The organism is Pseudomonas sp. LBUM1673, assembly GCF_059695645.1.
Window position 1 is genome coordinate 867,566 of the sequence record NZ_CP166780.1, and the last position, 12,661, is coordinate 880,226.

General features: G+C 55.9%; 11 protein-coding genes, 1 other RNA gene and 2 pseudogenes. 6 read left to right on the forward strand and 8 right to left on the reverse strand.

Annotated features, from left to right (window positions below; translation table 11 throughout):
* Window position 1 precedes the first annotated feature (1 nt).
* The 3 genes and pseudogenes from ACA044_RS03815 to ACA044_RS03825 all read right to left on the reverse strand — a co-directional run.
* Window positions 2-3,331, reverse strand: a complete 3,330-nt coding sequence (locus ACA044_RS03815; RefSeq protein WP_497445226.1) for a Tc toxin subunit A — start codon at window positions 3,329-3,331, stop codon at window positions 2-4.
* 206 nt (window positions 3,332-3,537) lie between these two features.
* Window positions 3,538-4,401 (reverse strand): methyl-accepting chemotaxis protein, encoded by an 864-nt coding sequence (locus tag ACA044_RS03820; RefSeq protein ID WP_497447158.1) that lies wholly within the window; start codon window positions 4,399-4,401, stop codon window positions 3,538-3,540.
* Window positions 4,402-4,443: 42 nt separating this feature from the next.
* Window positions 4,444-5,457: pseudogene (locus ACA044_RS03825) on the reverse strand (methyl-accepting chemotaxis protein); the annotation flags it as partial.
* A gap of 260 nt (window positions 5,458-5,717) precedes the next feature.
* On the opposite strand from ACA044_RS03825, the gene pmrG reads away from it, so the two are divergent.
* The 5 genes from pmrG (at window position 5,718) to ACA044_RS03850 (ending at window position 9,625) form a co-directional block, all read left to right on the forward strand.
* A complete protein-coding gene (gene pmrG / locus ACA044_RS03830) occupies window positions 5,718-6,389 on the forward strand; it encodes a lipopolysaccharide core heptose(II)-phosphate phosphatase PmrG (protein WP_497445227.1) in 672 nt (223 codons plus the stop codon).
* Between the two features lie 34 nt (window positions 6,390-6,423).
* Entirely contained in the window at window positions 6,424-7,290 is an 867-nt protein-coding gene (locus ACA044_RS03835) for a phosphatase PAP2 family protein (RefSeq protein ID WP_497445228.1), read from the forward strand.
* Between the two features lie 66 nt (window positions 7,291-7,356).
* Window positions 7,357-7,887 (forward strand): GNAT family N-acetyltransferase, encoded by a 531-nt coding sequence (locus tag ACA044_RS03840; protein WP_497445229.1) that lies wholly within the window; start codon window positions 7,357-7,359, stop codon window positions 7,885-7,887.
* 309 nt (window positions 7,888-8,196) lie between these two features.
* A complete protein-coding gene (gene abiEi, locus ACA044_RS03845) occupies window positions 8,197-8,736 on the forward strand; it encodes a type IV toxin-antitoxin system AbiEi family antitoxin (protein WP_497445230.1) in 540 nt (179 codons plus the stop codon).
* Window positions 8,723-9,625, forward strand: coding sequence for a nucleotidyl transferase AbiEii/AbiGii toxin family protein (locus tag ACA044_RS03850; protein ID WP_497445231.1), 903 nt, complete (start codon window positions 8,723-8,725; stop codon window positions 9,623-9,625). The genes abiEi and ACA044_RS03850 overlap by 14 nt, the downstream gene beginning before the upstream one ends.
* A 104-nt stretch (window positions 9,626-9,729) precedes the next feature.
* Here the strand turns inward: ACA044_RS03850 and ACA044_RS03855 are convergent, their stop codons facing one another.
* The 3 genes and pseudogenes from ACA044_RS03855 to ACA044_RS03865 form a co-directional block, all read right to left on the reverse strand.
* Complete coding sequence (locus ACA044_RS03855; protein WP_497445232.1) at window positions 9,730-10,098, reverse strand: DUF6124 family protein; 369 nt, start codon at window positions 10,096-10,098, stop codon at window positions 9,730-9,732.
* 277 nt (window positions 10,099-10,375) lie between these two features.
* A complete protein-coding gene (locus ACA044_RS03860; RefSeq protein ID WP_497447159.1) occupies window positions 10,376-10,636 on the reverse strand; it encodes a hypothetical protein in 261 nt (86 codons plus the stop codon).
* A 35-nt stretch (window positions 10,637-10,671) separates the two neighbouring features.
* Window positions 10,672-10,917: pseudogene (locus ACA044_RS03865) on the reverse strand (DUF6124 family protein); the annotation flags it as partial.
* Between the two features lie 233 nt (window positions 10,918-11,150).
* On the opposite strand from ACA044_RS03865, the gene ACA044_RS03870 reads away from it, so the two are divergent.
* Window positions 11,151-11,516, forward strand: a complete 366-nt coding sequence (locus tag ACA044_RS03870; RefSeq protein WP_497445233.1) for a hypothetical protein — start codon at window positions 11,151-11,153, stop codon at window positions 11,514-11,516.
* Between the two features lie 257 nt (window positions 11,517-11,773).
* On the opposite strand, the gene ssrA is transcribed toward ACA044_RS03870, so the two are convergent.
* Window positions 11,774-12,171, reverse strand: a transfer-messenger RNA (tmRNA) gene (gene ssrA / locus ACA044_RS03875).
* A 116-nt stretch (window positions 12,172-12,287) separates the two neighbouring features.
* A complete protein-coding gene (locus tag ACA044_RS03880; RefSeq protein ID WP_497445234.1) occupies window positions 12,288-12,563 on the reverse strand; it encodes a PA2433 domain-containing protein in 276 nt (91 codons plus the stop codon).
* Window positions 12,564-12,661 lie beyond the last annotated feature (98 nt).

The following is a 12,661-nucleotide window of genomic DNA, read 5'->3' on the forward strand; positions in this document are numbered from 1 at the left end:
ATTAATGACTGGCCGCCATGACTGCTTCACCGACGGTTTTCCAGGCATGGGCCGGGCTTTCGTTCTTGAGGGCCGTGGCATTGAGTAGGGCGACCGCGTTAAGCCCGGTGGCTTTACAGGTTTTCCGGCAGCGCATAACCCAATCAACGGCTTTCATTGTTCTGGCCTGCTGAAACTCCAGATTTGCGGTCAGCACGGTGACTTCAGCTGTCGTCCAGTTCAGCAATTGGGCCAGGAGACTGTTGATGGCTGTTGTGGGCGCGGGGGAGTTGGCGAACTCCAAGTAGCTCAGAAGGCTTTCTTCCGCGTGCTGATGGGTGACCATGCAATGGTTGAAGCGATCGAGCAGATACAAGCTGCTGAGCGTCAGTTGTAACTGTGGATTCGGCTTTTCCAGCCAGTCGGGATGGCTGAGGAAAACGCGCAGGGCCCTGTTGCTCAAATGCAGCTGAACCGCTGCGTCGGCGTGGCGCAGAACTGGAGAGAGTGATCGTGGAAGATTGAATGAGTCCTCTGTGTGCAGCGCAGCGGTCAGGATCTGGTGAACCGAGGTTTGCGCCCATATCACCACCCCCTTTGCACAATTCATGGGAAGCAGCGAAGTTTCCTGTAAACACTTTTCGATCAGATGCAGTTGTCGATCATGGGCCAGCAGTAGGAGGCCTTTGAGTTTATTCTTGCAGTCGTCTTTGAGTCTCAGGTTTTTATTTGGATCTTTATCCAGTGTCAACGCTGTGAAAGCCTCGTTCAATGTCGCGCCTAATTTCTGGGGCACATCATCTTCGATTGCCGGTGCGAAATTTTTCACTAGACCTTTGTTGTCGAGCAGGGTGGGATTCAGAACTTTGAGCCAGTTAATATTTTTCGGCAGTGATAACTTTGCCAGTTCTTGTGGAGTTACCACGCACTGGGTCGCTTCTACGCTTAGTTTGTCGAAGCGTTGCTGCAAATCCCGGAATGAATGATCGTCACTGTCTGTCGGTTCAAGAAGGTATTGCAGTTTTGGGATGTCGTAGACGGATTCGTTGATCCAGCTGGTTATCCAATCCATTTGCATCAGTACATCGAGTATGTTGAATGCCTCAACTCCCTGGGGTTCATCTTGTGTCAGGGTGACATCATCCAAGTAGAGAACAGTATTCTCTTTGCCGTTTCGCGTCTCTGTCATCGTTATGAATGAAGGTTCTCGGTGCATGAATTCATCGAGGTCTTCGCCGGTCACTTGGATTGAAGCCCCTTCCAGAGATATGACGGAGTTCGCGGCAATGGTCCAAAACGCGTCGATCTTGATGGCAGGAGGAGCCCCAGCTGGGGGAGCGGGATGCCGGATGAGGATCTCATAGGAGGTTGTGGAGTCGGGGGACCAGGAAGTATTGGTACGTAGGGTTGACCCCGGTAGAAGCTGGGCTGGATTGTCCGGATCGCCCAGTTCCGTTACCCGCAAGCGTGCGACCACCTCGATTTCATCTCCATAGTCTTTCCGAAGGCCCTTTATTCGAAGGGTACGAATGCCTGAGTTGCCATTTACCAGACACCTGGAAATGTTTTCCCCGCCCAGCAGGTTTGCCAGCGTCGAACTTTCGGCGATCGAAATGCCAAACATTCGAGCAACGCGCGCCTGCCTGTAAATCGACGACAGTGTGCGCAAATCACACTTGAGCGAGCCAAGGTATTTTTGCGTGTTTTTGACGACCTGTAAGAGCGAGTCTTGCGTCAGGGGCAGGCCAAGGCTGGCGCTCAAGTGCTGAAGGATGGTGTGCGAAGCCGGGGCCGAGTCGTCTGAAGAGAATGCTAGTTCATCGAGTACAAGCGGTGTCTCGAAGATTCTGGCCCGATTGAATACCTGATCGAACAAAGGGGTGTTTTCACCGCATGCATAAGGAGCCAACTGGTAAAGCAACGCCCCGAACTCTTCGGCTTCTATCGAGTATCGGCGGTTCAAATGACGATAAACCCCTAGGCAGCGCACGGTATAGGCGTCGAATTGCATGAGCGTGTTGCGTGGAACCCGGGATTCAAAAGTGCTGACGATCAGGGTGTCCAGATCGGCGAACGGAATATTGAGCCAGCGTTGTAAGCGGATCATCCGCTGCAGACGTTCGAGTCTGTCTTCTGTTGCCTCGGCGATTTCTTTTTCTGTGCCGTTTTTGTCGAGCTTCATGCTGTTGACAATGCCACTGCCAGCAGAGGAAGGACCGTTTACATAACGGGCGCCATAGGGGGCAGTGCTTCGCGTGGTTGTTGGGTAATACGGTGATTTGCGGGGGGCATGTTTGCCTTGTGAAAGTAGTGCTTCTACTTGCTCTGCCTTGAGTTCGGTGCGCTCGAGAAAGGTGTTCAGGTTGTTCAGGGTGGTGGGCGTATTGGTGCCATAGATACTTTTCCAATAGGCACTTTTTGTGAGCTCGTCCTGAGTCGTGAAAGGGACTCGTGTCAGCAGCGCCTGTTGTTTCGGCCCCAGCCCGGACAACAGTAGCTGAGCCTCAAGAGTGGAGGATGTCAGTGTCTGGCCGTACTGTTTGTCGACTTTTTGTGAGGTCGGAAGGCGGGTACTGATGAGGTAGTTCAGCTCACCCAGCACTGACTTTTTTCCACCGAGGCCCAACAGGCATTGATGATGGAAAATCTCGTAGGGAAGAGCGAAGGGATAATGCCGTTGCGCCAATACATCATAGGTCGATTTGCCTCGGTCCGGGGTGTTCTGCAGCGCCTGCTGAATATTTTTGTTCAGGATGCCATTGACGATCTCGAGCATGGGCTGTGCTGTGAGGGTATTTTGCTGGTCGATCAATAATCCGGCGAGATCCGGTCGACGCTTTTCCAGCAGGATTCGGTTGGCTCTTTCATCTGTTGATCGCGAGGTGCTGGTTTCCAGTTGTTTGGCGAACAGATACAGCGCCCTGAGATAGGCGACAGGTGAATCGATGGCGGCGATCGAGTCGACCTTGCAGGCGTCGTCCCAGTTCTCCTTGAACAGATTGGTGTAGGTCGGTCCCTGTTTCTCAACAGCACGAATGCCGTGTGGGTGCCACTGGTGCTGAGCTTTTCCGTCTGAAGTCTGCTGCTCCCGATACAGGTGGCTGATCTGGGCTGCGAGGCATTTGACGTTGTCGTAGAGCGTTCTTGTGTCAATGCTGGACGCGTGATCTTTGAGCGCGCTGTTTTGGATTGCAGTATTGAAGCGATCCTTGAATTCGGCTTCGGTGAGCCGAGTGATATCGAACACTGAGGTGAGTTTCAGCGTGTCTTTAAAAAACTTTTCAAGTGCTGCTTTTGTTTGCTCGGTGCCGTAGGCCCCGATCAGTGACTTGAATAAGGGATTGTCGTCCATGCCGATGAGCCTCCGTTGATAGAGCTGACGACACTACGATGTGGCATGAGGACGCGCTGTCAGCCAATCCATAGAGCGGGGGCCAGAACTTTCGCCGCTTGGCTGAGAAAGGGGGAGGGGAAGCTGTAGGATTTTGAAACACTGCATGACGGGACGTCCCCGAGATCCCCGCCAGTACCGGCACTGACGGGGAAGGGGCGCAGGCGTTACACCCGGAAGTGACTCACCATCATCTGCAACTGATTGCCCAACCGCGCCAGTTCAACACTGGACGCAGCGGTTTCGTCGCTGGCGGCGGCGGTCTGTTCGGACACGTCGCGTACGTTGATGATGCTGCGGCTGATCTCTTCGGCCACGGCGCTTTGTTGCTCGGCGGCGGCAGCGATCTGCTGGTTCATCGACTGGATGTTGGACACCGTGCGGGTGATGTTTTCCAGTGACACGCCAGCCTTGCGGGTCAGCGCCACGCTGCTGTCGGTCAGGGTGCGGCTGTTGTTCATCACGGCTGACACTTGTTGGGTGCCGTTCTGCAGGCCGGCCACCAGGCCTTCGATTTCCTCGGTGGATTTCTGCGTACGCTGGGCCAGGCCACGGACTTCGTCGGCCACAACGGCAAAACCACGACCGGCTTCACCGGCACGGGCCGCTTCGATGGCGGCATTGAGCGCCAGCAGGTTGGTCTGCTCGGCCACGGCCTTGATCACGTCCATGACGCTGCCGATCTTGTCGCTTTCCTGCTGCAGTACGCTCATGGCTTCGGTGGAGCGCGCCACTTCGCTGGCCAGGCGCTCGATCTGGGCGATGGCTTCGTTGACGACTTTGTCGCCTTCGCGCGCTTCACCGTCAGCGGCGGCAGCGGCCTGGGAAGCTTCTTCAGCGTTGCGCGCGACTTCCTGCACGGTGGCAGTCATCTCGTGCATGGCGGTGGCCACCTGATCGGTCTCGATCTTCTGGCTGTTGACCCCGGCGCTGGTTTGCTCGGTCACGGCCGACAGTTCTTCGGCGGCGCTGGCGATCTGGGTGACGCCGTCGCGGATACCGCTGATCAAATCGCGCAGGGTCACGCCCATGCGCGCGATGCCTTGCTGCAACACGCCGAGTTCGTCGCGGCGAGTCACTTTGACGTCCTGGGACAGATCGCCGCTGGCGATGCGCTCGACCACGGCCAGGGTATCGCGCAACGGGCCGGTGATCTGACGGGTGATGATCACGGCGGCAATGATGCCCACCAGTAGTGCCAGCAGAGTGCTCATCAGTTGCAGCGTGCGGGCCTGGGCGCTTTCGGCGTCGCGGCGGTCGAGCTGGATCTGATACAGGTGATCGCTCAGGGTCACGATGGTGGCGCCCTGGTCAGTCATTTCCTTGCGCGCCTGCACCGCATCGGTGTTGGCGGCTTTATACGCTTGCAAAGCACTGCGGTAGTTGCTCAGCGCGGTTTCCAGCTGACGCAGGGCGTCTTGCTGGGTCTCGGCGAAATACACGCTGAGTTGTTTCAGGCTGGCGATGGCCGCGTCCAGTTGGGCGACGGCTTTTTGCTCGGTCTCGGCGTTGGTGCTGGCGGTGTAGCCGCGCACTTCGTAGCGGGCGAGCATGAACGCTTCCTTGGCGGCGGTGATGGCCAGGAATTGTTCGAAGCGCTGATCGCTCAAGGGCATTTGCTGTACGCGGATGTTGATCGCATCGATCAGCTTGCTGGCGGTTTCTGCGTTGGCGCCCATGGCGTCACGAGCGCTGTTACCGGCGCGGTACGCGCTGCGCATTTTGTTCAGAGATAGCTGGTAAGCGCTGATGGTCGCGCTCTGCTCTTTGAGCAGCTTGAGGTTTTCCGGGCTTTTGAATTTCGACAGCAACGCTTGTTGCTGAGTGGAGAAACTGTCGAGGGTGGTCTGCACATTCTGTGCGGCGGTTTCGTCGCCGTTGGTCAGCATGTATTGCAGGCGAACCACGCGCAGCTTGGTCAGGCCGGCGTTGAGCTGAGTGATGTCGCTCATCCAGTTGCTGCGGTCAATCAACCCGCCCAGACTCGTCCAGCCGGTCAGGGCGAGGACGCAAGTCAGTGCCAGGACCAGGCCGAATCCCAGGCCCAGTTTCAGGTTCACGCTGATATTACCGAACCAGCTATTCATCAATATTCCTCCAGGAACGTTGTGCTTCTTGATCGTCAGTTGGCTGGAAGATTGTTGTTTTAAGAGCCAGCAAGGGAGTAGCAGGTATGTATCGGCAGCAATCCCGAGAGCTGAAAGGATTTTGTCGGACAGAGTCTGTAACAAGGTTCTTGGGCCGCTCTTAAGCTTTTTTTCACATGGGTTTCACCGGCTGCCGACGCGCGGCTCTTTACCCTCGCGGCATCGAATGACAGTGATGTACGCCGGCGAGGCGGCTTGATGTGGAATTGAGACTGAGTCTGTTCGGGATAAAACGCTCGATCGATCTGAGCTGTTTGGCCCGTTATCGAAACGCCGCGGTCATAGTGGCCTCGACACTGCTGGTGATTCCGCTGACCGTGTGGCTGTTGCGGCCCGCCGCCGTGCCGGACCTGGCCCATGGCAACGTGGCGGGTGCCCGGGCGTTGGCGACCGGTTGGGCCAAGGGCGACATGATCGTGCTGGTGCGCCACGTCGAGCGCTGCGATCACTCCACGGCTGCCTGCCTGAGCGGCAATGACGGCATCACCGATCGCTCCCGCAGCGTGGCGGTGAGTGTCGGCGCGCAGTTCGAGCATTTGGGGCTGGATCAGGCCGACATCTATAACAGCCCGATGATGCGTGCGGCGCAAACCGCCGGTTACATGTTCAACAAGGTTGGCGTCGGTGACGACTGGTTGATCCGCTGCAGGGGTAGCATGTTGCGCGATGCCCTGGCGCACAAGGTGGCCGGGCGCAACCTGATCCTGGTGACCCATAGCGAATGCATGGCGCAACTGGAAAAAGACCTCAAGCTGCCGACCTCCACCCTCGGCTACGGTGCCTCTTTGTTTATCTTTGCCGAAAAGTCCCTGGCGCCGCGCATGCTCGGTTTCATCGAAGCCTCTGACTGGCGTTCGGTAACCACCGAATGAGCTTCACCATCATTCCTCTGGATCAGGACGTACGATGCTGACTTCTTCCCGTTACCGCTTTTATTGGGCGAACTTCGGTATCCCGCTGGCCTGCGCGGTCGTGGTGTTCCTGCTGTTTGACCTGACCAAAATCGACATCGCCTTCAGTGATCTTTTTTATGATCCGGCCACGCGGGTGTTTCCGTTGGAGCATGTCCATCTATTCGAGAAAATCACCCATAAATGGGCGCGGATCATCCCGAACTGGACCGGTGAGGTCGCGATGATTGGCGCTTTGCTGTCGTTTCTCTGGCCGCGGCTGAAGGCTGAAAAACATTCCAGGATCATCGCACTCCTGGAAAAAATAGAAGTCGCACCGGTGCTTCGGTTTGCCAGTAAACACCGTCGGGATTTCCTCTACATAGTGTTCGCCTTTTCCATCAGCACCGGCGTTATCCACTACCTCAAGGGCCACACCAGTGTGTATTGCCCGGTCGAAACGACTCAGTACGCCGGGAAAATCGAACACAAGGAGTGGTACCAGAATTTCGACTTGCTGAAAGTCGCTGGCGACGGCCGCTGCTGGCCGGGTGGACATGCGTCGGGCGGCTTCACGATGCTCGCGCTGTACTTCGTGGCTCGCCGCTACCGCTGGCGGTATTCCAAAACGGTGATGTACGGCTCGCTGCTGCTCGGTTTCGTCTACGGCACGACGCGGGTTCTACAGGGGTGGCACTACATGTCCCACACCTTCTGGGCCGGGATCTTCGTGTGGCTGGCGTGTTTGGTGACGGCGTTGGCGTTCTATGGACGGGCGCGGCTGGAGCAACCGGTGCGACCTGTCGTTGAGCCGTTCTCGGGGTTGCAAGGTAGCGGGGAGATTTCGCTCTGCAAATGCGCGAAGGGGCAGTTGAACTCCTGAGTAGCAGCGTCCTTCCTGGCGCTGTTATTGTCTGACGTCAGGGAGTTTGTATTTAAGGATGAAGCAATGGAGCTTGCGCTGACGGTTGGCACCCACACATTGAGATTGAGCGCCTCCGACCCCGAATGGTGTAAAGCGTTGCAGCATGCGCTGAATGCCAGTTTTACGATCCATTCCGAATTTCTGCCTTGGGCCAAACCCTACACCACTGAGGACGAAGCTCGATCGTTCCTCGCGCGTGCGGTCGAAGAATTCAAGAGCGAAACAGGTGAGCGGCGGTTGTTTATCGTCGACGATGCAGCGCACGCAATCATCGGCTGCATTGGCTTGAAACCCCGGCGCCGCAACCGATATGTCGTCGGCTACTGGGTCAACTCCGAGTATTCGGGCAAAGGCTGTATGCGCACGGCGCTCGAAGAACTGATCAAAAGCATGCCCGGTTTCACGTTTTACCTGACCACGGCCTCGGCCAACAGGGCGAGCCAGCGCCTGGCTGAAGCGGCAGGTTTTGGTTTGATCAGGATGTGTTATCAGGCGCGGTATTCGGAGCAGCATGGGGAGCAGGATACATATTTGTATCGGTTGAAATGCCTGTAGGAATGACCAGAGGCTGTTAGTGCGCCGGTCACTTGAGTTGGCTGCTAACAAAACAGCAGGCAAAAAAAAGCCCGCGGGAGGGCGGGCAAACCGTAGTTTCTTGAATGAGCGAGGGGAATGTACAGGTTGGAGAGAGGTGGTTGGGTGAAGAAAAATTCATGTGGATGGAAGCCTTCTCCGTATTGCTCACTGCCACGAAGAGGCACGAAAAAATCATTGCTTTGCGAGATGACTCAACAGTAAGTTACACAAAGTGAAACCTTCTGTAGAGTCATGGGTATGCAGTCACACTCAAAATCCACGCAGCCAATGGGGCGCCTTCTCCGCAAACTGACCCATTTGGCCAGTGACGAGCGCTATCTGTTCACCCCGGACGATCTCAGAGCGTTGGTGCCCGACATTTCCGAAGGCGCCTACAAAACCTTGTTGAGTCGTGCGGCCTCGGAAGGTCATCTGGCGCGAGTGTGCCGAGGGCTTTACCTGTTTGAAGCGGCCATGCCGTCCAGTGGATTGGTGCTGTTTCATGCGGCCGCCAGGCTGCGTGCCATGCAGTTCAACTACATCAGCCTTGAAACAGCATTGAGTGATTGTGGCGTCATCTCGCAGATTCCCATCAACTGGATCGCGCTGATGTCCTCCGGGCGCAGCAGCACCCTTTCATGCGGACGTTGGGGCACCATCGAATTCGTACATACCCGCCAGAAACCTCAGGACCTGGTTGGTCAACTCCACTACGACGCACGTTGCCGCCTATGGCGGGCAACACCGCAACAGGCATTGCGAGACATGAAGGCGGCGAAACGAAATATGGACTTGATCGATTGGAGCGTTGCCAATGAGTTTGTTTGATGAGTTGGTAGATGAGGCACTAAAAAACAAGCAGGATCTGGCGCCATTGCGGGTCGTGGTAGAAAAGGAATTGCTGCACCACGACATCATGTTGGCGCTGAGTTCTGCTGGCATGCTCGCCAAACTGACCTTTATTGGCGGTACCTGTTTGCGTGCTTGCTACGGTTCTAACCGTTTGAGTGAGGACCTGGATTTTACCGGTGGTGCAGATTTCAATCGCGAGAGCCTGACCGAGCTTGCCCATGTATTGGTCACCACACTAAAAACCAAATATGGCCTTGAAGTTGAAGTCGGTGAGCCTGTTCGTGAGGAAGGGAATGTCGACACCTGGAAACTGAAGGTTCAAACCAGGCCAGGGCACAAAGACCTGCCGGCACAGCGCATTAACATCGACGTGTGCTCCATCCCGAGCTATCAGCCACAGCCCATGCAGTTGCTTAATCCTTATGGTGTCGAAATGGGCACAAGCGGCCTGATCTTGCAGGCTGAAACGCGCGAAGAAATCTATGCGGACAAAATCGTAGCTTTTGCTCTGTGCCCTAACCGAATCAAGAACCGCGACCTCTGGGATATGGTTTGGCTGCGTCAGCAAGGCGTAACACCGCAACTGGATCTGATTGCGAAAAAGCTGGGCGATCATCACTGCAAGCAGGACGAGTTCTTGAGACTGTTCAAGGAGCGTTCAACGCTGCTCGACACCGATCCGAAAGTCGCCATCGAATTTCGCAAGGAAATGAGTCGGTTCCTGCCGGGGGAGTTGGTCAATCAAACCGTTAATGAACCGGCATTCTGGGCGTTTTTGGTTGGGCATGTACGTGATTTGTATGTGGCTACAGATAGAGCGCTGAGCGGCCATGAGAGTGTTCAGCGTTTTGGCTTCAAGATGTGAAACCGAAGGACAAGCGGTAGCAGTCGTAAAAATGGGCGACCTCAATGAGGTCGCCCATTTTGCTTTTCTATACCGAAACCTGCGTCTGTAACTGTCGTCCAACCTCAGTGACAGACGGGAGGTTTGGCTACAGCCACCGATCCGGTCGGATCGAGGTTATCCCTCGCTCGGTTGACCAACAACTCGGCCACCATCGCCAACTGCTGAAGCGCCAACGCCACATTGCGCTGTGAGCCTTCGAGTTGGTTGGCAAAGTCCATGGTTATGACGCTGAGGGACGCCAGGGTTTCGCTGGCATGAGCGAGCAGGGTGGGCGTGTCGACGTCGGGGCGGACGCTGAAAATGTTCCTGTTCGGGTTGCGCCGGCGGGCGCTGACGGTGCGTTCGATGGCATTGGGATGTTGGGTTGGGGTGAAGGTTTCAGGCTGTGAAATGGCCGGATTTTTAAGTGGGATTCGGGTGATCTTTTTCATAAGGGCGTTCCATTGGTTTAGGGATCCTTACGTGATTTCGGCTTGTTAAACCGTCCGCAGGGTTGCAGCGAAGAGTGAAGACTATCTTCCAGAAACGTTGCTCGCCAGTTCATGGGAGTCGCTACGGATTGCGGGAAATTTCCCAGGAAGACGTGGTTCTAATCTGTCAGCAGAATCCCTTTTTCACACTTGGGCGGGCGTCCAAAAAAGGCACCTGCGATATTCTCGACAGGTGCCTTCTTGTGTTGGGGAGCGGCAACGACTCCCTGTGCTGGGTTCATTGCAACGTCGAAACCTGCCTCTGTAACCTTCGCCCAACCACATCCAGCAAATCGCAGCCATCGCGCAGTGAAGTCACCAACACTCGCGCCAGTTCACTGTAAACGCCTTCGTTCTCGGCGAAGCTCTCCAGCAATTGAGTCGCGGTGCGGATGCGGTAGGCCGCCGTTTCATGCAGCACGTCCAGCGGCGCTTCGGTGTCGATCAGCAGCGACGCGATGGTGCAGTCGATACCGGTGACCGGCAAGTATCGATCTATGACAAAACCTCCATTCGATCAACGAGCACGATCACTCAGTGGCAGGCGGGTGTGACCGCCGGCAGGGGCGAGTCGAGGTTATCCAGCGCTCGATTGATCAACATCTCGGCTAGCACGGCCAGTTGCTGAATGGCCAATGCGATGTTGCGATGCGAGCATTCGAGCTGGTCGGCCAGGTCGGTGGTCATGACGTTCAGGGAGGCCAGGGTTTCGCTGGCGTGACCGAGCAACTGTTTTGGGTTGCGCAAGCGGGCGCTGACGGCACGTTGGGTGGCTTTGGAAGGAGCGGAACCTGTGGGAGCGGGCTTGCTCGCGAAAGCGGTGTGTCAGGCGACATCAATGTTGACTGTGCTACCGTCTTCGCGAGCAAGCCCGCTCCCACATGGATTGCGCTTAAGTGAACAGCATTACGCCATCGTCGGGGCTTTTTCGTTTCTAGAGGCTGAACTCTATGAGCTTGAACGTGAGGCTGTTATGGTGCCCGCCTCACGAACCAGCGTCTTAGAGGGATCTTATGCAGTCGTTTTTTTTGAAAACTTTTGGCGGCCTGACGGCCAGCTACTACATTCGTCAGTTTATTTTTGGATCGCTATTTGCGATTCTGATTTTGTCGGTCGCAGCCAATAGCACTGCCGGCCTGACGGGTAAGCCTGGACTGATTGTTTTGTCGATCGTGTGCACGCTGCTCTACCCGTACTCTCGCTTCGTCTATGAGAGCGTCGTGGGATACGTGATGGGCGACAATGTGTTTTTCGTCAACGCCCTGCTCATGCTGATGGTGAAGACTTTCACAATGATCATGTGCTGGTCGTTCGCGATTTTCGTTGCTCCTGTTGGCCTCGCGTACCTTTACTGGCGTAACAGCCGGCAAACTTCTTGAGTGCCGAAGCCCAGCCGCAAGCTGGGCTTTTTTGTGGTTGATTTACGGTGAAAAACGGGGACAGACCACGATTAATTCAGTACCGGCATGATCATCCAGTCGCGGCGACGCTAGCATCTTTGGCCGCGAGTGATTTGTGCTGGCCTGGTTGGCCTGTTCGCGGGCAAGCCCGTTCACACAGGGGGATGTGTGAGCCATCGATTGCCAAACCCCAGATGCAACAAAGCCCGCACTTGGCGGGCTTCGTTAGCTTCGATTGGTGGAGCCGGGGGGATTTGAACCCCCGTCCGCCAGTACTCCGCTGTCGGTACTACATGCGTAGCCGTGTCTATTAAGTTAACCCTCAGCGACCCGACGGGCAGGGTGCTTTGGGCGAGTTGTGTATGTTTTAGCCGCTTCGTCCACAACGTACTGCACGGCGATTCTGTTCTATATGACAATCACTTTGGGTTTACAGACATCCCCTGGTGATTGCTGGACCCGAAGGTACCAGAAGCTCAGGATCTAAGGCTGCTTACGCAGCGAGAGAGAATTCCTGGCCGTAGGTTTCGTCATTGGCAACTATAAGTAGTTGCAACAGTGGATTTACGAGTTCTGTTACCAACTCGGCATGCACCTAAAGTTTCGCAACCGGCGTCGAATCCTAAACGGCCCCGAACCTGCTGTGTGTAACCAGCAGGTAAGCGCAGTGTACGCCAATGCGCGCGGAGAGTCGACCTTCTGTCCTTACCTGCGCGTCAGGGTCAACGCCGGATTAGCTCTGGCCCGGCCCTAATGGCTATTCACGTGGCTTTGAATCTCCTGGAGCGCCTGCTGCGTCAGGGAAACACACTCTTTGTCATTGTTGGCGGCGTGGGCGGCCTTGGCTTGTTCGGCTTTGGTGATGACGACACCTTTGGTGGCGGCGTCCAGCGTGGTAGTGCTGGACAGTTTGCTATTGACCTCCTGGAGCTTCATTACGCATTGATCGCTGTCGTTTGATGCGTACGCGGAAGAGGTCAGCATTGTCGCAGTGATGAGCAGTCCAGCCAGGGCGGAACGCTTCATGGGTATCTCCTGGAGCGAGGGAGGGATTGGGCCACGTTTATTGGGGCTTAACAAATGGACTGTGACGGCGTGCAAGGGTTCTGTTTTTGCTTGCGACG